The following is a 25,589-nucleotide window of genomic DNA, read 5'->3' on the forward strand; positions in this document are numbered from 1 at the left end:
GGGGCGCGTCAGCCGGATGGCTGCGCTCTCCTGTGGACAAGCGTGCAGGGCAAGACGGGGCTGCGCGGTTGGACTTAGCGAATCGAGCCCGTGGCTTTAGAGGTGTCCACCCATGACGCGGTATGTTTTCATCACCGGCGGCGTGGTGTCTTCGCTGGGCAAGGGCCTGGCGTCGGCGGCACTGGCCGCTCTCCTGCAGGCGCGTGGCCATACGGTCCGTCTGCGCAAGCTCGACCCCTATCTCAATGTCGATCCGGGAACGATGAGCCCGTATCAGCATGGCGAGGTCTTCGTCACCGATGACGGTGCCGAGACCGATCTCGATCTCGGTCATTACGAGCGCTTCACCGGCCGGCCCTGCAACCGGGGCGACAACATCACGACCGGCCGCATCTACATGGACATCCTGACCAAGGAGCGCCGCGGCGACTATCTCGGCGCGACGATTCAGGTCGTGCCGCACGTCACCAATGCCATCAAGGAGTTCATCCTCGACGGCAATGAGGGCTATGATTTCGTCCTGATCGAAGTGGGCGGCACGGTCGGCGATATCGAGAGCCTGCCCTTCCTCGAGGCGATCCGCCAGACCGGCCAGCAGCTTCCGCGCGGCCAGTGCATCTTCATCCACCTGACGCTGCTGCCCTATATCCCGACCGCAGGCGAGCTGAAGACCAAGCCGACGCAGCATTCGGTCGCCGAGTTGCGCTCGATCGGCATCCAGCCCGACATCCTGCTCTGCCGCACCGACCGCGAGATCCCGCGCGAGGAGCGCCGCAAGCTCGCACTGTTCTGCAACGTCCGCGAGACCGCGGTGATCGAGGCCCGCGACGTCGCCTCGATCTACGACGTGCCTTTGTCCTATCACGCGGAAGGGCTCGACAACGAGGTTCTGGCCGCCTTCGGCATGGATGGCAGCCAGGAACCCGACATCTCGAACTGGCGGCGCATCTCGGAGCGGGTGAAGAACCCCGAGGGCGAGGTCACCATCGCCATCGTCGGCAAATACACCGGCATGAAGGACGCCTATAAGTCCCTCATCGAGGCGCTGATGCATGGCGGCATCGCCAACCGGGTCAAGGTCAACCTGGACTGGATCGAGTCGGAGGTCTTCGAGAAGGAGGACCCGACGCCGTTCCTCGAGCACGTCCACGGCATCCTCGTCCCCGGCGGCTTCGGCCATCGCGGCGCCGAGGGCAAGATCAAGGCGGCGACCTTCGCAAGACAGCGCAAGGTGCCCTATTTCGGCATCTGCTTCGGCATGCAGATGGCGGTGATCGAGGGCGCCCGCTCGCTTGCGGGGATCGCCAACGCCAACTCCAGCGAGTTCGGCCCGACCGACGAACCCGTCGTCGGCCTGATGACCGAATGGATGCGCGGCAACGAGATCGAGCAGCGCGCCGCCGACGGCAATCTCGGCGGCACCATGCGGCTTGGCGCCTACGCCTCGACGCTGGCCGCCGGCTCCAAGATCGCCAAGATCTACGGCACGACCGAGATCTCGGAGCGCCATCGCCACCGCTACGAGGTCAACATGGGCTATCGCGACCGGCTGGAGGCGCAGGGCATGAGCTTCTGCGGGCTCTCGCCGGACGGGCTCTTGCCGGAGACGATCGAGTACCCCGACCACCCCTGGTTCATCGGCGTGCAGTACCACCCCGAGCTCAAGTCGCGCCCCTTCGAGCCGCATCCACTGTTCGCGAGCTTCGTCGAGGCGGCGGTGGTGCAGAGCCGGCTGGTGTGATCGGCGGGGAAGGCGAGGCGCGGCCTGGAGAGGTGGGATTTGGGCTGCTGTGGGTCGAGAGCGGATGATAATAGTTGAGCCCACGATCAGAACGGCGCCCAATGATCACGAACTCGACAGGCAGACGACGCTTCGAAATGTCGATGGCTAAGCCGGAGATGGACACCATTGCGCGAGAGAGCAATGGTGAGCCTAGCGATCCGATACTCCGCGCCGCCTATCACCTACTCCGCGTTTGGATTGAATGCGGTGAACAGTTCATCGATGACAAAGGCGTTCTGCACCTCGAGCACTTCTGCTCCGGCGCTCGTGAAAACGCTGCGCCGTACCTCGAAAGCCTTGGGCTAGGCGTCAATCAGGGTTGGAGCTTTACGCCCAACTCGGCTGGACTTGTGCTGGTATTTCCCGCCGGCATGCTCTTGCATGGGCGACGCATTGTCGGCTGGGAAACGGCATACCAATCTGTCGACGAGATGCGCGGTCAATCTCCGGAACGCTGAGTAACCGCATCGAGCCGGAATCTGCCCTTTGCCAACATGGTCGCGACAGGCCCGACCATGACGGCAAAGGGCGCGGGACGCGCGGGGAACCCCTCTCCTGTAAGGAGAGGGGCAGGGGTGAGGTGTCGGCCCCTGGACCATCGAGGCGCAAGCCCCAGCCGCCGCTGCGGTGAGGTGACGGCCACAGCGTCAAAGGGCCGACCCCTCACCCTGCCCTCTCCCTGCGGGAGAGGGTTCCCCACGCTATCCTCGCAAAATCTTATCCCCGCCCTCCACACCTCCCTTTATCCTGCCCCCACCTCATCCCCGAGGGGCAGCCATCCGGAAGGCAAGCCGTTGGTGGGGATGGGGGCGGCGCCTGCGGCTGGTCTTACAAGCCAGACTCGGGAGGCTTCGGGGCACCGCCCTGGGGACACTACGGTCCCTGTGCGAGGAGCTCGCTGGACGGGACGGCGGAAGCGGTCAGGTCCGACACCGCGGTGTGGCGCACCCCATGGGGCGTTGAGGCCGCAGGACGGCAAGGCAGGCCAAGCCTCTCCCTATAAGCGCGGCCCGGAGTCCGAAATCGTCGATGAGCGGAGCGCCACGGGGCGTGCGGATGGTGGCTCAATCCATCCGCGCCGCGACCTGGCTCAATGGTTGCGGACTGACACCCTCGCGCCTCGCGGCGCTCCGCTGCCCCTCGTCAACGGCCGCCTCGCGAAAGCGCAGGCGGACAAAGGCGTCGTCATGCATTCGACGGATGCGTTGACCTATCGTTACGGCGATGGTCTCATTGGATGATACTTCACTGAGACCGAGGGCCGGCCGATGGCGATCTCGATGGCGGGGCTGCCCGCATTCCTGCTCTATTTCGCGCTGGGCGTCGCGCTGATCGCCTGTTTCGCGGCGGTCTATCTTCGCCTCACGGCGCATGACGAGATTGCCCTGATCCGCGGCGGCAATCTGTCTGCCGCCGTCGCGCTCGGCGGCAATGTCACCGGCTTCTCGATTCCCCTGGAGAAGGCGATCGCACAGGCCAGCAGCATCCCCGATCTGGTGTTGTGGGCGCTTGCCGCGATGATCATCCAGTTCGGCGCTTATGGGCTGGCGCGCATCCTGATCCCCGAGCTGTCGCGCAAGATCGAGGAGGATCGCCTGCCTTCGGCGGCGATGCTGGCCGTCATTGCCGTGATTTCCGGCACGCTGGCCGCAGCCAGCATGACGGCCTGAGGGGAGGCGGCGATGAAGCGCTCGACCCAGATTGGCCTGGCAGCGGCGGGCGTCGTGCTGGTCGCGACGATATGGGCGAATTCCGGCGACGACACGCAACAGCAAGAGAGCCTCGTCTATAACAGCCTCGCCGAATGCCGCGCCGCAGGCCAGCTCTCGGCCACCCAATGCGAGCAGCGCTTCAACGAGGCCTCGGCCAACCATCTGCGCGACGCCAAGAAATTCACCAGCACCAGCGCCTGCGAGACCGAATATGGCGCGGGCTCCTGCCGCAGCGCGGTCTGGAACGGGGCGGCGGTCGTCGTGCCCGCGCTGGCCGGCATCATGCTGGCGCGCAGCCTGAGCCAGGGCGGTGGCGCGGCGCAACCGCTGCTGCCGCCGACGCAGCAGGCCTGCCCGCCCGGCAGCCAGGCACAGGAATGCCAGCAGGCCCGCTCCTCATCCTCGAGCAGCAGCGGCAGCTCCGGCGGCTATGGTGGCCGTGGCAGCTCTTCGTCGCGCGCCTATTCGACGACCTCCGGCGCAGCCCTGGTGGCGCGCAGCGGCACCGTCAGCGGCGTCAGCACCACCAGCACGACCTCGCGCGGCGGCTTCGGCTCGACCTCGCACTCCTTCTCGTCCTCCTCGTCGTCCTGAGATGCGCCGCGTCACCTTTCCCCCGCGTCCCGACTGGCAGGACCAGGTCGAGCGCCTCGGCTTCGCCTTCCACACCATCGACGGCGAAACCTATTGGGACGAGAGCGCAGCCTATGCCTTCACGCTGGAGCAGATCGAGCGCGACATCGAAGCGCCGACCGACGCGATCGAGCAGCTCTGCTTCGCCTTCATCGAGAAGGCGATCGGCAATGACGAGATCCTGACACGGCTCGCGATCCCGGCGGCGCAATGGGACTTCATCCGCGAAAGCTGGCAGCGCGGCGACCGCAATCTCTATGGCCGGCTCGACCTCGCCTATGACGGGAAGGGGCCGGCCAAGCTGCTGGAATACAACGCCGACACCCCGACCGGTCTGTTCGAATCGAGCGTCGTGCAATGGGACTGGCTCGAACAGGCGATGGCGCGCGGCGCGCTGCCGCCGGAATGCGACCAGTTCAATTCGCTGCATGAGCGGCTGATCGCGGCATTCGGCAATCTGCGCGAGCCCTCGCCCTACCGGCTTCACCTGACCTGCGTCCAGAACAGCAACGAGGACAAGGGCACGGTCGACTACCTGATGGACTGCGCCGTGCAGGCCGGGCTCGACGCCCGTTTCAGCTTCATCGAGGAGATCGGCCTGCTCTCGGACGGGCGCTTCTGCGACGGCGCCAACCAGCCGATCGAGACGCTGTTCAAGCTCTATCCCTGGGAATGGCTGTTCCGCGAAAACTACGCCAAGAACCTTGCCACCTCCCGCTGCCAGTTCATCGAACCGCCCTGGAAGGCGATTCTCTCCAACAAGGGCCTGCTCGCTTTTCTCTGGGAGATGGAATCCGGCCACCCGAACCTGCTGCCGGCCTTCTTCGAGGGCGATCCGCGCTGCGCCAGTCTGTCGCCGCGCCATGTCCGCAAGCCGCTCTATTCGCGCGAAGGCGCCAACATCACCCTGCTGGAACGCGGCACCGTGGTCGACAGCGATGACGGTCCCTATGGCGCCGAAGGCTTCATCCTGCAGGATGCCGCGCAGAACCTGTTCGGATCGGCCGGCCAATATGCTGTGCTCGGCTCCTGGCTCGTCGCCTCTCAGGCCTGCGGGCTCTGCATCCGCGAGGACGCCTCGCCGATCACCAAGAACACCTCGCGCTTCGTGCCGCATTACATCGAGGCGTGATCCTGGCAGATTGCACTTTGCAAGGACATCCCGACGGGGCGAGCCCGGAGCGGACGGCCTCCATCATTTGATATTTTGCCTCGCTTTGAGCGGGCGTAATATCTCGGTGGAGGCGTGCCATGGACCAAAAGAACCAAGTCGAGGCCCTTCGAAATCCCGTCGTCGAGATCTCCACGGCGCGCGAGTTTCGCGAAGCGATTACGCGCCTGCGCTTTCTGGAAGGCGCTGCCGAGAAATCCTCATTGGGCCGAGAACGAGCCGCTCTTGAACTCGCGGTCGCGGCTTATCTTATTGCCAGGCCGAGGTGATCATCCCGACGAAGCTGTCGATATCCGCAGGGCAGATGGCATCGACAAGGGCAAGCTTGAGCCCCTGGTTGGCGGCGGGATGTCGGGTTGGCTCTCAACCTGGCTGGCCAAAGTACAGGCAGATACGATTGATCTTGGCGGACAAGATCTCATGCAAAACGCCGTGCTGGAAAAAGCATCCGTTACCGAGGCAGGCCCGGACGCTCATGCAGCTTTGCTCCTGCGCGCGATCGAAGCCTTGGAGCCGCTCAAGGAGCACGAGGATCTGGTGAATGATCTGAAGCGGTCCGTGGCTCGCCCGCCGGCGGCCTGGGTCATTGCCTGGCTCGACGGCCTCGACCAGCGCCGCCGAGCATTCGCGACCAAGGAGCAGGCTCTGGCATGGCTGGAGGATCGGAGAGGCTTCAACTCCGAATTGGGCACGGCCACGCCGACTCCGCTTTTTGCCTGGTCCTGATCCCTCCGGGACAATCCTCGCTGTCATGATCATGCCGGGCGCTGCCGGAGGTGCCGTCGAACCGGCGTCCGCCTTGGCGAACAGCCCGCGCTGTGCTGATGAAGAGGATGCGGATTTCGATCCGACTCGGCACGAGGCGCCATGTTCCGTTTTATCCACTCCTCCGACCTGCATATCGGCAAGCGCTTCGGCTCGATGCCGGAGGAATTGCGCGGCCGCTTGCGCGATGCGCGCCATACCGTGCTCGACCGGCTGGCGGCGCAGGCGCGGGCTGGCGGGGCGGGCACCATCCTGCTGGCCGGCGACTGCTTCGATACGGAGACGCCGAGCCCCGCCATGCTGCGCCAGGCGCTCGCCGCCATGGCCGGCCATGCGCCGCTGCGCTGGATCATCCTGCCCGGCAATCATGACTCGCTGCTGGCGGACGAATTATGGGCGGCGGCACGCGCTGCCTTGCCGGCTAATCTTCTGCTTGCAACGGAGCCCGAACCGATCGAGCTGGAGCCCGGAATCATGCTCCTGCCGGCGCCTTGCACGACGCGTCGCCCCGGTCGCGACCTGACCGACTGGATGGACCGGGCCGCGACGCCGGAAGGCGCGCTGCGCATCGGGCTCGCCCATGGCGCGATCCAGAGCTTCACGGAGGACGGGATCGGGCTCGACGTCATCGCGCCCGATCGGGCCGCGCGCTCGGGGCTAGATTATCTCGCGCTGGGCGACTGGCACGGCCAGATGCGGGTCAATGCCCGAAGCTGGTATAGCGGCGCGCCGGAGCCCGACCGTTTCAAGCATGACGAGCCAGGCAGGGCGCTGCTGGTTTCGCTCGCCGGTCCCGGCGCCGAGCCGGAGGTGGTTCCGGTCGAGACCGGCAGCTTCGACTGGCGCACCCTGCCGCTGGATCTGCTCTCCGGCGACGATGCGGCAGCCGTTCTGGCGGAGCGGCTGCCATCGGGGAGCCTGCGCCGGCAAAGCCTGCTGCGCGTTGTCGCCACGGGGCGGCTGCGACCGCAGGCGCGCGCCGGGCTCGATGCAGCCGTCGCGGCGGTTACGCCCGAATTTGCCCATCTCGTGCTGGAGACTGAAGGCCTAGCGACCGATTGCGAGAGCGAGGATCTCGACGCCATCGACCGGGCCGGTGCGCTGCGCCACGCCGCCGATAGGCTGCTTGCCGAGAGCCTCGATGAAAGCCGCGCCGCCGGCGAGCGCCAGGCCGCGCGCGACGCGCTGGTCAGGCTGTTCTCCTATTGCGAAAGCATGCCGTCATGAAGCTGACGGCGCTGCGGCTGCACAATGTCCGGCGTTTCGCCGGGCGCGGCGTCGCCGTCGAGGGCATCGGCGACGGCGTCAATGTGCTCTGCGCGGTCAATGAATTCGGCAAATCGACCTGCTTCGATGCGCTGCACGCCTTGTTCTTCCAGCCGCATAGCGGCACGCCGGGCGCGGTGCAGGGCCTGCGGCCCTATAGCGGCGGCAACCCGCTGGTCGAGGCCGATATCCTGACCGGGCAGGGGGCTTTCCGGCTGACCAAGCAGTTCTATGGCGGCCGGCGCGCGATGGTGCGCGAGCTCGGCTCCGGGCGCCTCGTAGCGCAGGCCGACGAGGCCGAGCGCTTCATCGCAAACCTCGTCCAGGGCGGCACCACCGGCCCGGCCGGGCTGCTCTGGGTGCGCCAGGGCATCACCGGCATCGAGCGCCGGGCGAAGAGCGACGAGGAGGGCGAGAAGCGGGCGCGCGAATCCGTGCTGACCTCGGTGCAGGGCGAGGTCGAGTCGCTCACCGGCGGGCGCCGGATGGCGCAGGCCGTCGCCCATTGCGAGGAGGAACTGTCGCGGCTCGTCACGGCCACCGGGCGGCCGAAGGCCGGCGGCCCCTATGCGCAGGCGGCCGAGGAGCGCGACGGGCTCGTCGAGACCGAGAGGCGGCTTTCAGCTGAAGTCCGCGAATTGCGCGAGGCGCTGGACAAGCGCCGGTCCTTGCGCGCCCGGCTGGCCGAGCTGGAAAATCCCGAGCAGCAGGCGACGCGCCTGCGCGAGGTGACGCAGGCCGAGGCGGCGCTGGCATCGGCGAGGGCGCATGGCGAGGCGCTGAAGACGGCCGAGGTCGAGGCGGCGCTGGCACGAAACCACCTCGATGCGGCGCGCCAGGCCCTGGACAGCCATCGCCAGAATCTGGCGCGTTTTGCCGTGCTGCGCGATCTCGATGCCGACGGCAGGCGCAAGCGCGACGAGGCGCTGGCCCGTCAGCGCGATGCGAGCGAGGCCGGGCAGGCTGCGGTTGCGGCCGTCGAAGCGGCCGAAAGCGGGGAGCGCGAGGCCCGCGAGTTGTTGACGCGGCTCGAAAAGGCGTTGCGGGCGCGCGATGCGGCCGAGCATCTGTCCGGCCTGCAGGAAGCACATGCGAAGGCCGAAGCGGGACGGGCGGAGGTCGAGGCGATTCAAGCCGAGATGAAGGCGATCGCACTGCCGGCGACAGCAGTGAAGCAATTGGAGGCGATCGAAACCGAACTTGTCGGGCTGCGGGCTGTGGTCGCGGCCCGCTTGCCGCTGCTGCGGGTCGATTATCGCGCCGGCGTGACGGGTGCGATCGGGCTCGACGGCGTGGCGCTGGGCGATGGCGAGGAACGCTCCCTGACGCGCAGTGCCGGGCTGGAGATCGAGGGTGTCGGGCGGTTGACGCTGACTTTGCCGCATGGCCGGGACGGGCATGACGAACTGGCTCAGGCCGAGGCGCGATGCAGGGCGTTGCTCGCCACGCTCGGCGTCGGCAGCCTGGCGGAAGCGCGCCAGCGCGAGAGCGCCATTCGTGATCTGACCGGACGGTTGGGTCTGGCTCAGCAGCGGCTTGCCCTGCTCGCGCCGGATGGGCTTGCAGCCCTACGGGAGACGATTGCACGGTTGGAGTCCCAAAGCGCCGGCTCGGTCGAGGTCAAGGGCGATCCCGAGGCGGTGCGCGGCGCGCTGGCAATGGCGGAAGCGCGCGTCACCGCCTCGCGCAACGCCCAGCGCGAGGCGCAATCCGCCCGCGACGCTGCCGGTGTCCTGGTCGTTTCGACCGAGCGGGCTCTGGCGAGCGTGGCCTCCGAGCTTGCCGGATTGGCCGCCATGCTCGGAGCGGAGGAGGGGCGTCAAGTGCTGGACATGCAGCTTGCGGCGGCGCTGGCCGAGGCGGATGCGGTCTTCTCTGCGGCGCAGGCGCAGGTCGAGACATTGCGCGCCGGCGCGACCGATCTGGCTGGTGCCGAGGCAAAATTCCGGCGAATGCGCTCAGTGGTCGATGCCGCCGCTGCCGAAATCGCGACGATGCGCGAGGAAGCGGCAGGCCTGAATGCTTTGATCGGCGCGCGGTCCAATGACGCGATCGAGGAGGCCTGGCAGGAGGCGAGCGACAAGCTGGCGGCGGCGCAGAAGCGGCTCGCCGGGCTGGAGCGTGAGGTCGCGCTGCTCACCCGCCTGCGCGACGCGCTGGAGGCGGCCCGGGCCGAGGCGCGCGACCATTATTTCGCGCCGGTGATGGGCGAGTTGCGGCCCCTGCTCGGCCTGCTCTTCGAGGATGCCACGGTGACCTTCGACGAGGAGACGCTGCTGCCCCGCACGGTCAGCCGCAACGGGCTGGAGGAGCCTGTCGGCGTGCTCAGCGGCGGCATGCGCGAGCAGCTTGCCGTGCTGACGCGGCTCGCCTTCGCGCGGCTTCTGGCGAAGGACGGCCAGCCGGCGCCGGTCATCCTCGACGATGCGCTGGTCTATTCCGACGACGACCGGATCGAGCGCATGTTCGACGCGCTGCACCGGCAGGCCAGCGACCAGCAGATCATCGTCTTCTCCTGCCGCCAGCGCGCCTTTGCGCAACTCGGAGGCACCATCCTGCGGATGGTACCGTGGATGCCGGAGGCGTGAGCTTCGATGGTCAGCGTTCGACCCTCGCCGTCATCCTGGACGGAGCGACGCGACGACCGGGATCCATCATAGGGCGATGTCGTACCCTACGATGGATCCCGGAGCTGCGCTGCTTCGCAGCTTGTCCAGGATGACGGAGTGTTTCCGAGGACCAGCGAAGAGGCTCACAAAATCGTCGCGCCGAAATTCCGTGACGGGTCCATTTCCAGCGCGAGCTTGCCGGTCGGCTCGGCGGCCGGGCCGCCGGTGCGGGACAGCCAGCGGCCGGAGCCGGGCTTGGCGTGAAGCGCGCCGTCGCCGACGACGACCTCGCCGCGCCGGATCACCGTCTCGGGCCATCCCGTAACCTTGTAGCCGGCGAAGGGCGTGAAGCCGGTCAGGTCGTGCATGGCCTCGTCGGTGATCGTGACCTCGCGTGTTGGGTCCCAGATCGCGATGTCGGCGTCGTAGCCCGGTTGGATCGCGCCCTTGCCGGGCAGGTTGTAGATCTTGGCTGGCGCCGTCGCGGTCAAATCGACGAAGGCCTCCAGCCCGCGCCCCGCGAATTCCGGCCGGCCCTTCGAGACCAGCGCGTCGAAGAGCAGGGGCAGGCGGGTCTCCAGGCCGGGCAGCCCGTTGGCGATCTGCTTGAAGTTGGCGTTGGGCCCGGCCGAGAGCTTGCCGGTCTCGTCGAAGCGATAGGGCGCGTGGTCCGACGAGATCGTCTGGATGTCGCCCAGCGCCAGCGCCTGCCAGAGCGCGTCCTGGTCTGACGCCTCGCGCGGCGGCGGCGAGCACATCCATTTCGCGCCCTCCATGCCCGGCTTGTCGAGGTCGGCCTTGGTCAGGAAGAGATATTGCGGGCAGGTCTCGGCGAAGACCTTGAGGCCCTGACCGCGCGCCTGCCGGATCACGGCGGCGCCCTCGGCGGTCGAGACGTGGAAGATCATGATCGGCTGGTCGATCAGCGCGGCTTGCGTGATCAGCCTTGTGAAGGCCTCCGATTCCGAGCCGCGCGGATGGCTGATCGAATGGAATTTTGGCGCGGTGTAGCCGCGCTCGACCAGCTTCTTGCCCATCCAGGAGATCATGCCGTGGTTCTCGGCATGGACGCAGATCAGCGCCTTGTGCTCGCGCGCCGTCAGCATCAGGTCGAGCAGCGGTTCGTCGTCGACCTTGATCAGGTCATAGGTCATGAAGACCTTGATCGAGGAGTGGCCCTCCCTGATCAGCGCCGGCAGGTCCTCCTCGATCGTTTTCCGGTCCGGATTGGCGACGATCATGTGGAAGGCGTAGTCGATCAGCGCCCCGCGCCTGGCCAGCGCCGCATAGTCGTCGACGACCTCTCGCAGATCGAGGCCGCGATGCTGGGCGGCGAACGACACCAGCGTTGTGTTGCCGCCGAAGGCCGCCGAGGTCGTGGCGCTCTCGAAGCTGTCGGCGTTGAGCAGGCCGCCGGCCGAGACCTGCTCGACATGGGCGTGGGTGTCGATGCCGCCCGGCAGCACGAATTTGCCGGTGGCGTCGATCTCGCGCTCAGCCCGGCCGAGGCCGGAGCCGATCGCCGCGATGGTGCCGCCTGAGATCGCGACATCGGCGGTGAAGCTGCCCGAGGACGTCCCGACTGTGCCGCCGCGGATGACCAGATCATAGGGTTGCGTGGTCATGGCGTTCTCCGGGCGGGCGTGGCGGATGGGGCGTGGCGCAAGGCCATGTGGCGCGACCATAGCAAACCTCCAGCTCGCGGCGAGCCGTCGCCGGCGCAGGGGGCTATGATCTGTTCGCGCCGGGTATTCGCGGGGCTTATAGGGGCTGGTGCGCAATCGCGCGCTTGCCAGCGCGGCCGAACCCCGCTCTATCGCTGGGCATGATGACGCAGCACGACGAGCTTTGCTTGTGACCGCAACCGAGCGCGACGACGCTACGCTTTCGCTGGCCGCGCTGGGCTGGTCGGATTTCTTCGCTCAGCAATGCGAGCCCGACGAGGCCGGGCTGGTGCCGGCCCGCATCGGCACCGTGCACCGCGCCCGGATGAGCGCAATGACGCAGCATGGGCCGATCCGGCTGGAGCTGCCGGTGCATACCAACACCGGCGACTATACCGTCGGCGACTGGGTTCTGGTCGAACCCGGCACGCATCTGCTGCGCCGCCTGCTGGACCGCCGCACCGTGCTGGCGCGGCGCGTCGAGGGCAGCAAGACACCGCAACTCGCCGGCGCCAATATCGACACGCTGTTCATCGTCACCTCCTGCAATGCCGATTTCAACGTGGCGCGGCTGGAGCGCTATCTGGCGCTGGCCAATGAGAGCGGCGCCGAGCCGGTGATCCTGCTGACCAAGGCTGATCTCGTCGATGACGTCGAGAGCTATCGCGCGCAGGCGGCGGCGCTGCAGCGGGGCCTGAGCGTCGAGATCGTGAATCCGCGCGGCGCGGATGTCGCCTCAAGTCTTGCGCGCTGGTGCGGCGCGGGGCGGACCGTCGCGCTCGTCGGCTCGTCGGGCGTCGGCAAGTCGACGCTGGTCAATGCGCTGGCCGGCACCGACGACGGCGAACAGCAGGAGACCGGCGGCATCCGCGCCCGCGACGACAAGGGCCGCCACACCACGACCTCGCGCTCGCTGCATGCGATCGCCGGCGGCGGCTGGGTGATCGACACGCCGGGCATGCGCACGCTTCATGTCAGCGATGCGGCCTCGGGGTTGGAGACGCTCTTCGCCGAGATCAGCGAGCTCACGCATCTTTGCCGCTTCCGCGACTGCAGCCATGAGCACGAGCCCGGCTGCGCCGTGCAGGAGGCGGTCAAACAGGGCCGCATCGACCCCGAGCGGCTGGCGCGCTGGCGCAAGCTCGATGCGGAAAACAAGGCCAAGACGCCGGAGGCGAGAGGGGCGAGGGGGAAGCGGCGGTAGAGGAGCCTAGTTCAACTGAACGTTGGCTTTCGTGATGATGTCTTTCCACTTGCTGATTTCGTCGGCCATCCGTCTTGCCAGTGCATCGGGGCCGCGCTGATCCGGGGTGGGGAGAATGAGCCCTGCTGCTTCCAACCTGGTCCGTACGGTCGAATCGTTGAGGGCGGCATTGACGGCACTGGCCAGCCGATCCCGGATATCGGCTGGCGTCGAGCGCGGCAGATAGAAGGCGAACCAGCTGGAGGCGACGAATTGCGGGAGGTTGGCTTCGGCGGCCGTCGGCGTCGCCGGGAGCTGAGGCACGCGCGCGGACGCGGAGACGGCGAGGAACCGCAGGTGATCGCCGCTGATGAATGGCAGGGCATCGACGAGCAGAGCGCAGGTGACGTCGTATTGGCCCGCGACGAGATCGGTCATGGCGGGCGCGGAGCCGCGATAGGGCAGTTCGGTCGGCTTCAGATTCAAGGTCGACATGAGCAGCAGGCAGCTGATGTGGCTGATCGAGCCAACGCCCGCATGGCCCAGCGTGAGCGCCGCGCCGCGTTGCCTGGCAATATCGACAAAACCCTGGAGAGACGACGCCGGGAAGTCACGCTTCGCCGCAATCACGATGGGCGTTTCCGCGACCACACTCACCGGCGTAAAGTCCTTCACGGGGTCGTAGCGGAGGTTTGGATAGAGCGCCGGAGCTGCGGCATGGGTGCCGACATGGCCGCTGACGAGGGTGTAGCCATCGGGCTGCGCCTGGGCGACGCGGCCCGATCCCGTCGTGCCGCCCGCACCGGCGACGTTCTCGATGATGATGGGCTGCCCAAGCGTGCGAGACATATGCTCGGACACGATGCGGCTCATGACGTCGTTCGGACCGCCTGCCGCGAAGGGAACCACCAGACTGATCGGGCGGTTCGGATAGGGGGTCTGGGCATTGCCTGAAGAGACGAATGCCTGCGCTGCGGCGATTATCAGACACGTCGTCAAAACACGCTTCATGATCTCGGCCTTCCCTGTTGAACGATGGTCGAAGCTCGGCGGAATCAGCTGTGAGATGCTTGCGACCAGGCGAGCAGGACGCGGTCGACTTCTTCGCCCGCCAGCCCGGTGTAGCGGCCCGGATCGGCGGCGAATTCAATCTGCTCGGGGGTAAGGAGGTTCGTGACGGCAGGGTCGCGCGCCAGCGCCGAGGCCAGCGAGGAGTGAGAGGAAACCGCGCTCCGACATGCCTCGCCGACGAGGTCGTGAGCATGATGCCGGCCCATAAGCGGCGCGAGCGTCATCATCACCTGCTCGGCAGCGATCAGCCCCTGCGTCCGGTCGAGATTGGCCCGCATCGCGTCGGGCTGGAGCTTTAGACCGGAGCATAGGGTCAGGCAGGCCTTCAGCGAGCCGGAGATCAACAGGAAGGCTTCCGGCAGCAGAAGCCATTCGGCCTGCCAGGGACCGGTTGCACGCTCATGATCGTGGATGGAGGCATCCAGGAACGCGCCCACGAGACGACGCAAGGCGAGGCCGCTGCTCAGGATCCTTTCGCAGGTGATCGGGTTGCGCTTGTGCGGCATCGTGCTGGAGGCGCCCTGACCCGGACCGCCCGGCTCCAGGGCCTCGCCCACCTCGGTCTGCGCCATCAGCGCGATGTCGCCGGCAATCTTGCTGAGGCTGGTCGACACCAGGCCGAGGACGGTCATGGCTTCCGCCAGCGTGTCGCGGACGGCGTGCCAGGCGATGAGCGGCCGGGCCAGCCCGAGTTCTTCAGCCAGGGCCTGGCAGATCCTAGGGCCATCGGCGCCAAGCGCGGCGTGGGTGCCGACAGCGCCAGCGAACTGCACCTGCAGCAGGCGCGGCTTGAGCTCGGCCAGGCGCTGGCGATGGCGCATCAGGCCGGACAGCCAGACCGCGGCCTTGAAGCCGAACGTGATCGGCAGCGCGTGCTGGAGCTTGGTACGGCCGACCATGGCCGTGTCGCGCTCGCGGCGGGCGAGCCCGGCCACGGCCTGCGCCAGCTGGTCGAGGTCCTGCTCGACCAGCGCCAGGGCATCACGGAGTTGCAGGACGAGAGCTGTGTCCATGATGTCCTGGCTGGTCGCGCCCCAATGGACGAACTCGCCATAGGCCGGTCCCGTGAACCGGATGAACTGCTCGACGAGATTGACGATGGGAAGCCCCGCCCGAAGCGTGCCTGCGGCCAGTTCGTCGAGATCGAGCGCACCGGCATCGGCCGCCTTTGCGATGGCGTCGGCCGCCTCGGCCGGGATCAGGCCTGCACGCGCCTGGACTCGGGCCAGCGCCACCTCGACGTCGAGCATCGCCTGCAGCGTCCGCCGCTCGTCGAAGATCGCGCGCATGGCGGGCGTGCTGAAGAGATCGGCAAGGTGCCGGCTGGCGAAGGGTGTTGCGGAGCTGAACGTCATGCGGGCCGTGTCGCGATCATGGATGGTCGGGTCGAGACGTCGTCGAGCCACCGCGCAAGACGCGGATGCAGCTCGCGCCATAGGATGTGGGCGAGGCGGAAATCGAGATAGGCGAGGGCGCAGGCCAGGCTGATGTCACCGGCATCGAAACGCCCCGGCACCAGCCTGAACTCGCGGTCGATGAACGACAGGGTGCGCGCGATCGCCCGTTCTTGCCGCATCACCCAGTCGGGCCAGCGCTGCGGCTCCGGCCGGCGCGCCTCGATCACGGTGATGAAGCTCGCATCGATCAGCCCCTGGCAGAGCGCAGCGCGGGCGAGAGCGTCGCGCCGCTGAGCGGGAGCGGCTGGCAGCAATTGGCCGTTCGCCGCCAAGGTTTCCAGAACCTGCAGGATCGTGTCGCTTTCGGTCACGAGCCCACCATCGGCAAGCAGCAGGGCTGGGACCTTGGACAGAGGCGAGACGTTCACCAACTCCGCGGGCTCCGCCCATGGATCGACCTCGACGAAGCTGATCTGCTGCTCCAGCGCGAGCTCGAAGACCGCGACGCGCGCCTTCCTGGCGTAAGGCGAGGTCTTGTTGAAGAAAAGCTGCATGCGGTGATCCATTCGGGCCGATCAGGCCGCCCGGCGCGCGAGCACGACTGGCTGCTGGATATCGAGCGAGCAGGTGAGAACCATCGTGAGCGCCATCCCTTCCCCAGCAAGACGCGTCACTGTAAAAGGGTCTGGTGTTCTGCAGAACTGAATTAATCTGAACGTTCCATTCTCTTGAACAGAATGCCTTGCATGGACATCGTCGATCTTCGGACTTTTCTTGAAGTGGCCAGGGGCCAGCGGATCACCGCCGCGGGCCGCGAGCTGAACACGGTCCCGTCCAACGTGACGACGCGCATCAAGAAGCTCGAGGAGGAGATCGGCCTCGCTTTATTCGACCGTCAAAGTCGCGGCATGATGCTCACGGAGGCCGGGGAGCGCTTGCTGCCCTATGCCCAGAACATGATCGTCCTGTTGCGCGAGGCCAAGGAGGCCGCGCGGGACGACGGCGCGATCCGCGGCGCATTGAAGATCGGATCGATGGAGACGACGGCCGCCGTGCGCCTGCCGGCCCTGCTCGCGCGGTTTCATCGCGATTGCCCGGAGGTGAAGTTCACGCTTGTGACCGGACCCACTGCGCATCTGGTCGATGAGGTCGTCGCCCGAAGGCTGGACGGCGCCTTCGTCGCGGGCCCGATCGACCATCCGGACCTCGATGTCGTCACGGCCTTCACCGAGGAACTCGTCCTCGTGACGGACCCGGCCATCGAGACGCTGGAGGCCCTGCGCCATTCCGCGTCCGATGGCTTGACTGCGCTGATGTTTCGCATCGGCTGTTCCTATCGTCAGCGCCTGGAGCATGTGCTGGCCAGCATCGGCCTGCCTGCCTTCAACCGGATGGAACTCGGCACGCTCGATGGATTGCTGGGCTGTGTCGCGGCGGGCATGGGCATCACCTTGCTGCCCCGTGCCGTCATCGCGGGCTCCCACTATGCCGACAGCCTCCGGGTCCACACCTTGCCCCGCGAGATCAGCGAAGTCGCGACCTTGCTGGCCGTCAGGCGGGACAAGCGTGTCGGCGCCGCCCTCCGCAATTTCGTCGTGCTTTGCAAGAGCTGACCCGCTCTCGCCCTACCAGTGATGCCGCTGAGCGTTCCAGCGAGTTCCTCGTACAAGGGCCCCATATCCCCAATGGCCCACTGTCATGAGGACGCCTCAATGAGCTGGATGCTCTAGCATAGATTTAAGGACATCGAATGCTTCAATAGGGGTGAAATCTTTTTGATCCAGCAGAATCGTAGTCACAATGCATTCCATGAGAAGCCCCGGCTTCCCCTGCCTCGCAATGCTGTTGAAGGCTGGAAATGCGCGGAGAACTTCAGATTCAAGTGCGTGATCATCCATACTTTTATAGCGAGAATCAATTTTCAGTCTTAATCCGCCGAGATACACGGCCTCAAATGTCTCCGATGCAGGAGAGTCAAATACAATTTCGCAAACCCGTGTAGCAATTTTTTGCAGATCAGGCGCGGGTAGTGTAAAAAAATCTAAGTAGCTGACATTATAGTCAATTCCGATCGAGCTTTTCAAATTGCCGAATCGGTGACATATCAGAGCGGCTAGAAGCAACGGGTCTAGGAGGACATTTTCAAGACCGTCACGCTTATCATGTGCGAGAACAAATATTCGGTCCGAAGGCTGATGTTTTTGATCCCAATCCAGAAGTCCAAAAACACTTGTGTTGCCGGATCGCGCCAAATCGCCAACTAAACGTTTAACTGCGTCACAGCCAGTGTTGGTCTCTTGACCCGCCATTGATCGAGCTCCGGTCGCAATGAATTCGAGCGAACATTCTGACCCGAGGCGCGATTTCAATACGCGGTAAAGATCGCTGTAGTTTTGTGCATCAGAAGGACTCTCCACAAATACCTGACGCCTCCCGCTATAGCTAACAGAAAGTGTTGGTACGCCTTCGGTGAGTGCGTTCAAAGCAGACGCTTTATTAGCCTTGATCAAACCAACGCCATTCGGATGCATAACAAAAATCGCGCTGTCGTCTGCCATGGCAACGGTCGAAGGAGAGTGCGTGGTGGCGATGACTTTGATGCCAAACTCCCCGACCAACGTATTCTTAATGACTTCAATTAAACCGCGCGACATTGAGGGGTGCAGCGGAGCGTCTACCTCGTCCAGCAAAATAACTTTAGGATACATAGAAATCTGGCGGCGATCTTGGGCATAGTAGACGCAGAAAGCGAATGACATCAGGATTTTCTCTCCCGATGAAAGATTCTGGAATGCGATTTGCGCGCCGCTCGACCGTTTAGTTAATTTGGGCTCATATGGGGTATACCCTAGCAAGTGGGGCTCGTTTATTTCGAAATCTAGCCCCGCACTGGCTAGTGATGTATTGACGAAATCCCAAGGCGCCGGACCGTATTTTTCAACGAACCCAGCTGATTCTAGAAAGTCAATCTGTTCGCCTTCGCTGGATTGTAATTGCGCAAGTCTGTTTTCTAGATAAATGTCGCGGTAAGCCACGAACAGGCGAGCGAATGATTGCTGGAATAAATTATTGAAACCCCATGTTGGAATTGTTGTATTAAATACATCTCCGTCGCCGAGCGAAAATAAGCTTTTGCCTGTCATCTCGACCATTTCGGTAAAGACTCGACGGGTCTGTTCATCGTGGTGATTGAAGGCTAAGCGTTCAGACGATTTTATCGCTGATGCGAGCTGTTCATACGCGATCTGCGCGCGACCTAGATCACGAAAATGAGAATCGAGATCGCTTACATCCAAATTTACAAGCTTTGCCGTATCTCTGATGAGACTTTCTTCAATTCCAAGCGCGCGGGCCGTAGCCTTTATAGGCTCTATGAAGGCCGCGTTGTGACGGATATTTTGAATCTGTTGATAAATATTTTGTCTTTCGTTTTTTATAATTTCAGATGAGAATAATCCAGTATCTTGCGGTATCAGATTCGACCAGTCAAAAAGTCTAATTTCTGACTGATTGTTTGGGCTCTGATTTGGCGCGCAGTCGGCCTTAATTGATCCGACGTTGATCGCCTGCAGGAGATGACTCTTGCCAGAACCATTCTTGCCTGTAATCAGGGTAAAATCAGGCAGAGTTGCGGTCGGCAAAAATCCAATTGACAGATGAGACTTTACGAACTCAATTTGGATTGGCATCTTATCCATCGACCCATACTAAGTTTGTAAATATTACAATTTTATCTGATAATTTATTCACTAGTCGTTTAAACGTCTAAATGTAGAGGGCGCCTATTTCACTAATTGTTTTTGGTAATAGCCTCAGCCGTGGGCTGAGGCCTGTTCTTTTTTCAGTATGAGCGCTTCGCTGTTTACGATTGTCGCGCCTCACGAACACCCAGTTGTGCTGCCACACGTATTGCACTTCAGGCACGTCCCATTCCGGACCAGCGTGAAGTTGCCGCATTCGCCGCAGCTGTCGCCGACATAGCCTTTCATGATCGCCTCGGCGCGCAGCTCCGAGGCCGAGGGCTGGGCGGCCGGGGCTGCGAAGCCGAGCTTGGCCATTTCGGCTTCGCCATAGGCTTCCGGCTCTTCCTTGAGCGCGGCCGGGCTGGTGGTGATCAGCGAGGTCACCGTCGCGCCGCCGCGCGCCACCGTCTCGGTGCCGGTGGCGAAACCGCCGCCGCCCTGGATGGCGTGGAAGTTCATCGGCTTGCCCCTGCGGAAGCCGGTCGAAGCCAGCGGACTCGTGGTGATCGGCGTGACCGTCTCGGGGGCCTTGTCCTGGCCGACGCCGCCGCCGATCACGTCATGGCCGATTTCGCTGGGATCGATATGGGCGAGGTCGTGCCGGCCGAGATAGGAGATCGCCAGCTCGCGGAAGACATAGTCGAGGATCGAGGTGGCGTTCTTGATCGACTGGTTGCCCTGCACGAAGCCCGAGGGCTCGAAGCGCGTGAAGGTGAAGGCCTCGACATACTCCTCCAGCGGCACGCCATATTGCAGGCCGAGCGACACCGCGATGGCGAAGTTGTTCATCATCGCGCGGAAGGCGGCGCCCTCCTTGTGCATGTCGATGAAGATCTCGCCGAGGCGCCCGTCCGAATATTCGCCGGTGTGGACATAGACCTTGTGGCCGCCGACGACCGCCTTCTGGATGTAGCCGGTGCGGCGGTTGGGCATCTTCTCGCGCTCGCGGATGACCTTCTCGACGATGCGCTCGACGATCTTCTCGGTGAGCTGCGTCGTGCGGGCCGCCATCGGCTGCTGGTAATGCGCCTCGACTGCATCCTCCTCGTCGTCCTCGTCGGCGATAAGGGCCGAGTTCAGCGGCTGGGAGAGCTTCGAGCCGTCGCGGTAGAGCGCATTGGCCTTCAGCGCCAGCTTCCAGGAGAGCATATAGGCGCTCTTGCAGTCCTCGACGGTGGCGTCGTTGGGCATGTTGATGGTCTTGGAGATCGCGCCCGAGATGAAGGGCTGGGCCGCCGCCATCATGCGGATATGGCTCTCGACCGAGAGGTAGCGCTTGCCGATGCGGCCGCAAGGGTTGGCGCAGTCGAAGACGTTGTAGTGCTCGGTCTTCAGGTGCGGGGCGCCTTCCAGCGTCATCGCGCCGCAGACATGGACGTTGGCGGCCTCGATCTCGATCTTCGAGAAGCCGAGGAAGGGCAGCACCTCGAAGCTCGCATCATTGAGCTTCTCGGCCGGGACCTTCAGCGTGTTGACGAGGAAATCCTCGCCCAGCGTCCATTTGTTGAAGACGAACTTGATGTCGAAGGCGGCCTTAAGGTCCTTCTCGATCGCGTCGATCTTGTCCTGGCTAAAGCCGCGCGCCCGCAGCGACGAGTGGTTGATGCCGGGCGACTGCGCGAGCGTGCCATGGCCGACGGCATAGGCCTCGATCTCGGCGATCTCGTGCTCGCGGTAGCCGAGCGCCCGCAGCGCGTCGGGCACGGCGCGGTTGATGATCTTCCAGTAGCCGCCGCCGGCGAGCTTCTTGAACTTGACCAGCGCGAAATCGGGCTCGATGCCGGTGGTGTCGCAATCCATCACGAGGCCGATCGTGCCGGTCGGCGCGATCACGGTCGCCTGGGCGTTGCGGTAGCCATGCTTCTCGCCCAGCGCCAGAGCATTGTCCCAGGCGATGCGGGCGCGCTCGGACATCAGCGTCGAGGAGCCGCCGAGCCGAGCGAGCGTGCCATGGTCGAGCGGGACCGGCGTAACCTCGAGGCCTTCATAGCCCGAGGCCATGCCATGGGCGGCAGTGCGGTGGTTGCGGATGACGCGCAGCATGTGCGCGGCGTTCTTCTTGTAACCGGGGAAGGGGCCAAGCTCGCCCGCCATCTCGGCCGAGGTCGCATAGGAGACGCCGGTCATGATCGCGGTCAGGGCGCCGGCAAGGGCGCGGCCCTCGTCGGAGTCGTAGCCGAGGCCCATGGTCATCAGCAGGCCGCCGATATTGGCGTAGCCGAGGCCGAGCGTGCGGTACTCATAGGAGAGCTCGGCGATTTCTTTTGAGGGAAACTGCGCCATCGTCACCGAGATTTCGAGCACGACGGTCCAGAGCCGGCAGAGATGCTCGTAAGCGGCGACGTCGAAGGCCTTGGTCTGCGTATCGTAGAACTGCAGCAGGTTGGCCGAGGCCAGATTGCAGGCGGTGTCGTCGAGGAACATGTACTCCGAGCAGGGATTGGACGCGCGGATGCGGCCCGACGCCTTGCAGGTGTGCCAGTCGTTCATCGTGGTGTTGAAGTGCAGGCCCGGATCGGCCGAGGCCCAGGCGGCGAAGCCGATCTTCTCCCAGAGGTCGCGGGCCTTGAGCGTCTTCATCACCTTGCCGGTGGTGCGGCCGGTCAGGTTCCAGTCGCCATCGGTCTCCACCGCGCGCAAAAAATCGTCGGTCAGCGAGACCGAGTTGTTCGAATTCTGGCCGGAGACGGTGAGATAGGCTTCCGAATCCCAATCCGTGTCGTAGATGTCGAACTTGATGTCGGTGTAGCCCTGTTTGGCGAACTGCATCACGCGCTTGATGTAGCTGTCGGGCACCATCGCCTTGCGGGCGAGCTTGACCTCACGCTTCAGCGCCGGGTTCTTCTCCGGATCGAAGCAGGCATCGCCTTCGCCCTCGCAGTTCACGCAGGCCTTGAGCACGGCCTTCATGTGCTTCTGGACGGTCTTGGAGCCGGTGACGAGGGCCGCGACCTTCTGCTCCTCCTTCACCTTCCAGTCGATATAGGTCTCGATATCGGGGTGGTCGACATCGACCACGACCATCTTGGCGGCGCGGCGCGTCGTGCCGCCCGACTTGATGGCGCCGGCCGCACGGTCGCCGATCTTGAGGAAGGACATCAGGCCAGACGAGCGGCCGCCGCCGGCGAGCTTCTCGCCCTCGCCACGCAGCAGCGAGAAGTTCGAGCCGGTGCCGGAGCCGTATTTGAACAGGCGGGCTTCGCGGACCCAGAGGTCCATGATGCCGCCCTCGTTGACGAGGTCGTCCTGCACGCCCTGGATGAAGCAGGCATGGGGCTGCGGATGCTCATAGCTCGACTTCGACTTGGTGAGCTTGCCGGTCTTGAAGTCGACGTAGAAATGGCCCTGGCTCGGGCCGTCGATGCCATAGGCCCAGTGCAGGCCGGTGTTGAACCATTGCGGCGAATTCGGCGCGACGCGCTGGGTGGCGAGCATGAAGCGCAGCTCGTCATGGAAAGCCTGCGCGTCCTCCTCGGAGGTGAAGTAGCCGCCCTTCCAGCCCCAATAGGTCCAGCAGCCGGCGAGCCGGTCGAAGACCTGCTTGGAGGAGATCTCGGAGCCGTAACGCTCCTTTTCGGGAAGCTTGGCGAGAGCAGCCTCATCGGGCACCGCGCGCCAGAGGAAGGAGGGAACGTCGTTCTCCTCGACCTTCTTCAGCGCGGCGGGGACGCCGGCCTTGCGGAAATACTTCTGCGCGAGCACGTCGCTGGCGACCTGCGACCAGGAATCGGGCACCTCGATGCCTTCCAGGCGGAACACGATCGAGCCGTCGGGATTGCGAATCTCGCTGACGGCGGATCGGAAGGGAATCGCGGCGTAAGGCGACTGGCCGGCCGAGGTATAGCGGCGCTCGATGCGCATGATCGTCGTCCCTTAAAATCTGCCGTGGGCGTAAATACGCCGCGCGCGGCCGGTTGATCACCGGCTCCTGATGTCAGCCAACTCGGTTTGATGCCCCGTGGACGTCTTGGCGTTGTAACCCGCCTCGCTTCGTCCGGTTGCGGCCAAAAAAGTCCGCAGACAACCTCTCGCTGCCGCCGTTTCCGGCATGCCGCGTGGTGATCGCCTCGACCCCTCTGGGAACTCTTTGCGGGTGTCGATTGGCGTTTCCACCGGCCGTCACGCGACTGTCAAAACTTAACCCAGCGACCCGTTGGCGTCAAGGATTAGTGCCATGCAGAACCTGTGGGCACGACATCTGGTGGGTAGGTGTGAGTAGCGGGGATAAGTTTCAAGGCACCGGCTAAGCCTTGGGAATCACGGGAGGATTCCGCGAGTGCTGCGAGATTGCCACAATCCCGGGCCGAATAAATCCCTCAAATGCCGGCGATCGCGGTTAACGAAACGTCACTGCGGCGGTCGCCGCGGACAGGCCTGAAGGCTGCGTCTGCGCCGGCGCGAGCAAGTGCTTGAAAGCATGTGGCGATGGGCTGGGCAGCGCCTGCGGAGAGGCCCATTCGAATCGAGGCCGAATCGTGGCGGTCATGTTTCCCGGCGCTGCCGGCTGCGCTCCCGCGCCCGGCAGGCTGGACAGTGCGGTCACGCATCTTCATAAGTCGCGCAGCAAAACCGATCGCGACGGGCGCATTCTCATGAAACCCTGGCTGCTGCAGATCTTCACCTGGTGGAACGGCCAGACCATCGGCACGCGCTTCCACACCTGGCGCTTCGGCGAGCGGGTCGGCGCCGACGAATTCGGCAATGTCTATTACCGCACGAAGGGCGGGGTGAAGGACAAGGCGCTCGGCATCCAGCGCCGCTGGGTTGTCTATAACGGCGACACGGAAGCCTCGAAGATCCCAGCCGGCTGGAATGGCTGGCTGCATCACACCGTCGATGTCGCTCCGTCCGAGGAACGCTACGAGCCGCGCGAGTGGCAGATGCCGCATCAGCAGAACTGGACCGGCACGGCGCTGGCCTACCGGCCCAAGGGCTCGACGCTGGCCGAGGGCGAGCGCCCGGCCGCAACCGGCGACTACGAAGCCTGGACGCCGGGACGCTGAGGCGCTCCCAGGCGGCACGGGCAGCGATGCTTTCTCCGCGCCCTTTTTCCGCTGCGATTGACGTGTTACTGCGCGCCGTCGCGGCTTCGCCGCGCTCCTGCAGAGATTCGCTAGCTGCCATGCGCTCGCCCCATAGTCGTTCCGTCCTGGCTGGCCTGGTTTCGACCACGCTTCTGTCGCTCGCCCTGACCGGGCCGGCTGCCGCAGACCGCATCCGCAACCCCACAGCGGTGTTCGCCGGGCTCGACAAGATCACCGGCCGGATCATTTCCTTCGAGGTCGCGGTCGACGAGACCGTGCAGTTCGGCGCCTTGCAGTTGACCCCGCGGGTCTGCTGGACGCGGCCGCCGACCGAGGCGCCTCAGACCACGACCTTCACCGAGGTCGACGAGGTCACCTTCAACAACGAGTACCGGCGCATCTTCACCGGCTGGATGTATGCGTCGAGCCCCGGCCTGCACGGCGTCGAGCACGCGATCTACGATGTCTGGCTAACCGACTGCAAAGGCGGCACGGAGCTGGTGGTCGATCCGAAGGAGCTGGAGGCTCCAGTCGCGGAAGAGCCGCGCCGGCCACGCACCGCTCCGGCGCGCGATGTCAACCAGCAACCCGGCTTGCCGCCGGGAGGGCGTGGCGACATCCTCACGCCGCCGGGCCAGCGCATCGACGTCCTGCCGCCGCGCGGCGTGCCGGTGGCGCCGCCACAGGCGCCGCGGCAGCGCTTCTTCCCGACCAATCCCGGGCGGGATCCCACCGGCGGCAACTGAGCCTGTGACTCAGGCCGTTGCGAGCGCGGCCAGTGCCTGGGCTCCGCCGATGTGCTGTCCGGACGGCCAGGCTTCCCAGTTGCCCGGCACGGCGATCGCGCGCTCGAGCAGGCCCTGATAGGCCGCGCGCGGAACTTCCTGCGTGCCGAACTGGGCGAGATGCGTTGTCTGGAACTGCGCGTCGAGCAGGCGGTAGCCGCCATGCCTGAGCCGGGCGACGAGATGGACCAACGCGACCTTCGAGGCGTCGGTCTGGCGGTGGAACATGCTCTCGCCGAAGAAGGCGCCGCCCAGCGACATGCCGTAGAGCCCGCCGACAAGATGGTCATCCTGCCAGCATTCGACGGTGTGGACATGGCCGAGCGCGAACAGCGCCCCGAAGATCTCGCGAATGCGGCCGTTGATCCAGGTGTCGGGCCGGTCGGCCCTGGCCTCGGCGCAGGCCGCGATAACCGCCTCGAAGGCCGTATCGATCCTGATCTCGAAGCGGTCGGAGCGCACCGTGCGGGCGAGCCGCGACGACAGGTGGAAGCGGTCGAGCGGGATGACGCCGCGCATGTCCGGCTCGACCCAGAACAGATTGGGGTCATCCGCCGCCTCCGCCATTGGGAAGATGCCGGCGGTATAGGCGCGCAGCATGATCTCGGGCGTGATCTCGGGCGAGCGGACGGGAATGGAGCGGGCCTTCATCGGGGCAGGGGAGCGCGGGACGAACGCTGAGTCAAACGGAGATGAGCGTCATGCTCGGGCTTGGCCCGACCATCTCATGACCGGCCGGACTCGTCCTGAGATGGTCGGGCCAAGCCCGACCGCGACGGAAGG

The 25,589-nt window shown here is 65.0% G+C and carries 20 protein-coding genes; 13 read left to right on the forward strand and 7 right to left on the reverse strand.

The annotated features are described in order from the left end of the window. Positions 1-112: 112 nt before the first annotated feature. From AC1DYU_RS04600 to AC1DYU_RS04640, 9 genes are all read left to right on the forward strand, one after another. Positions 113-1,741: a CTP synthase gene (locus AC1DYU_RS04600; RefSeq protein ID WP_476790595.1), complete on the forward strand. Its 1,629-nt coding sequence runs from the start codon at positions 113-115 to the stop codon at positions 1,739-1,741. A 101-nt stretch (positions 1,742-1,842) separates the two neighbouring features. Continuing rightward, entirely contained in the window at positions 1,843-2,241 is a 399-nt protein-coding gene (locus tag AC1DYU_RS04605) for a hypothetical protein (RefSeq protein ID WP_476790596.1), read from the forward strand. A gap of 810 nt (positions 2,242-3,051) precedes the next feature. After that, positions 3,052-3,453: a DUF350 domain-containing protein gene (locus AC1DYU_RS04610; RefSeq protein ID WP_158486407.1), complete on the forward strand. Its 402-nt coding sequence runs from the start codon at positions 3,052-3,054 to the stop codon at positions 3,451-3,453. Between the two features lie 12 nt (positions 3,454-3,465). Then, positions 3,466-4,089 (forward strand): DUF1190 domain-containing protein, encoded by a 624-nt coding sequence (locus AC1DYU_RS04615; RefSeq protein ID WP_158486406.1) that lies wholly within the window; start codon positions 3,466-3,468, stop codon positions 4,087-4,089. 1 nt (position 4,090) lies between these two features. After that, positions 4,091-5,260, forward strand: coding sequence for a glutathionylspermidine synthase family protein (locus AC1DYU_RS04620; protein WP_476790597.1), 1,170 nt, complete (start codon positions 4,091-4,093; stop codon positions 5,258-5,260). 119 nt (positions 5,261-5,379) lie between these two features. Then, positions 5,380-5,568: a hypothetical protein gene (locus AC1DYU_RS04625; RefSeq protein ID WP_158486404.1), complete on the forward strand. Its 189-nt coding sequence runs from the start codon at positions 5,380-5,382 to the stop codon at positions 5,566-5,568. Further along, positions 5,525-6,025, forward strand: a complete 501-nt coding sequence (locus AC1DYU_RS04630; RefSeq protein ID WP_476790598.1) for a hypothetical protein — start codon at positions 5,525-5,527, stop codon at positions 6,023-6,025. The genes AC1DYU_RS04625 and AC1DYU_RS04630 overlap by 44 nt, the downstream gene beginning before the upstream one ends. 141 nt (positions 6,026-6,166) lie before the next feature. Continuing rightward, complete coding sequence (locus AC1DYU_RS04635; protein WP_476790599.1) at positions 6,167-7,291, forward strand: metallophosphoesterase family protein; 1,125 nt, start codon at positions 6,167-6,169, stop codon at positions 7,289-7,291. Further along, a complete protein-coding gene (locus tag AC1DYU_RS04640) occupies positions 7,288-9,918 on the forward strand; it encodes an AAA family ATPase (protein WP_476790600.1) in 2,631 nt (876 codons plus the stop codon). The genes AC1DYU_RS04635 and AC1DYU_RS04640 overlap by 4 nt, the downstream gene beginning before the upstream one ends. A gap of 164 nt (positions 9,919-10,082) precedes the next feature. On the opposite strand, the gene hydA is transcribed toward AC1DYU_RS04640, so the two are convergent. Next, positions 10,083-11,564: a dihydropyrimidinase gene (hydA, locus tag AC1DYU_RS04645; RefSeq protein ID WP_476790601.1), complete on the reverse strand. Its 1,482-nt coding sequence runs from the start codon at positions 11,562-11,564 to the stop codon at positions 10,083-10,085. A 229-nt stretch (positions 11,565-11,793) separates the two neighbouring features. Between hydA and rsgA the strand changes: the two genes are divergently transcribed. Next, on the forward strand, positions 11,794-12,807 hold the full coding sequence (gene rsgA / locus AC1DYU_RS04650) for a ribosome small subunit-dependent GTPase A (RefSeq protein ID WP_476790602.1): 1,014 nt from the start codon (positions 11,794-11,796) through the stop codon (positions 12,805-12,807). Positions 12,808-12,813: 6 nt separating this feature from the next. On the opposite strand, the gene AC1DYU_RS04655 is transcribed toward rsgA, so the two are convergent. The 3 genes from AC1DYU_RS04655 to AC1DYU_RS04665 are packed head-to-tail and all read right to left on the reverse strand — an operon-like array spanning position 12,814 to position 15,808. Next, entirely contained in the window at positions 12,814-13,797 is a 984-nt protein-coding gene (locus AC1DYU_RS04655; RefSeq protein ID WP_476790603.1) for a tripartite tricarboxylate transporter substrate-binding protein, read from the reverse strand. A gap of 44 nt (positions 13,798-13,841) precedes the next feature. Further along, positions 13,842-15,212 (reverse strand): 3-carboxy-cis,cis-muconate cycloisomerase, encoded by a 1,371-nt coding sequence (gene pcaB, locus AC1DYU_RS04660; RefSeq protein WP_476790604.1) that lies wholly within the window; start codon positions 15,210-15,212, stop codon positions 13,842-13,844. Continuing rightward, positions 15,209-15,808, reverse strand: a complete 600-nt coding sequence (locus AC1DYU_RS04665) for a glutathione S-transferase family protein (protein ID WP_476790605.1) — start codon at positions 15,806-15,808, stop codon at positions 15,209-15,211. The genes pcaB and AC1DYU_RS04665 overlap by 4 nt, the downstream gene beginning before the upstream one ends. A 192-nt stretch (positions 15,809-16,000) precedes the next feature. Here AC1DYU_RS04665 and AC1DYU_RS04670 point away from each other — a divergent pair, with 192 nt between their 5' ends. After that, a complete protein-coding gene (locus AC1DYU_RS04670; RefSeq protein ID WP_476790606.1) occupies positions 16,001-16,867 on the forward strand; it encodes a LysR substrate-binding domain-containing protein in 867 nt (288 codons plus the stop codon). A gap of 96 nt (positions 16,868-16,963) precedes the next feature. On the opposite strand, the gene AC1DYU_RS04675 is transcribed toward AC1DYU_RS04670, so the two are convergent. Together AC1DYU_RS04675 and AC1DYU_RS04680 are read right to left on the reverse strand one after the other, a co-directional pair. Continuing rightward, complete coding sequence (locus AC1DYU_RS04675; RefSeq protein WP_476790607.1) at positions 16,964-18,952, reverse strand: ATP-binding protein; 1,989 nt, start codon at positions 18,950-18,952, stop codon at positions 16,964-16,966. A 180-nt stretch (positions 18,953-19,132) separates the two neighbouring features. Further along, on the reverse strand, positions 19,133-22,858 hold the full coding sequence (locus tag AC1DYU_RS04680; RefSeq protein ID WP_476790608.1) for a vitamin B12-dependent ribonucleotide reductase: 3,726 nt from the start codon (positions 22,856-22,858) through the stop codon (positions 19,133-19,135). Between the two features lie 731 nt (positions 22,859-23,589). Here AC1DYU_RS04680 and AC1DYU_RS04685 point away from each other — a divergent pair. Then, on the forward strand, positions 23,590-24,000 hold the full coding sequence (locus AC1DYU_RS04685; RefSeq protein WP_476790609.1) for an NADH:ubiquinone oxidoreductase subunit NDUFA12: 411 nt from the start codon (positions 23,590-23,592) through the stop codon (positions 23,998-24,000). A 119-nt stretch (positions 24,001-24,119) separates the two neighbouring features. Beyond that, positions 24,120-24,767, forward strand: coding sequence for a DUF2155 domain-containing protein (locus AC1DYU_RS04690; protein ID WP_476790610.1), 648 nt, complete (start codon positions 24,120-24,122; stop codon positions 24,765-24,767). Positions 24,768-24,776: 9 nt separating this feature from the next. On the opposite strand, the gene aat is transcribed toward AC1DYU_RS04690, so the two are convergent. After that, positions 24,777-25,457: a leucyl/phenylalanyl-tRNA--protein transferase gene (gene aat, locus AC1DYU_RS04695; protein ID WP_476790611.1), complete on the reverse strand. Its 681-nt coding sequence runs from the start codon at positions 25,455-25,457 to the stop codon at positions 24,777-24,779. Between the last annotated feature and the right edge of the window lie 132 nt (positions 25,458-25,589).

This window comes from Allobosea sp. P2_B12 (genome assembly GCF_056404835.1).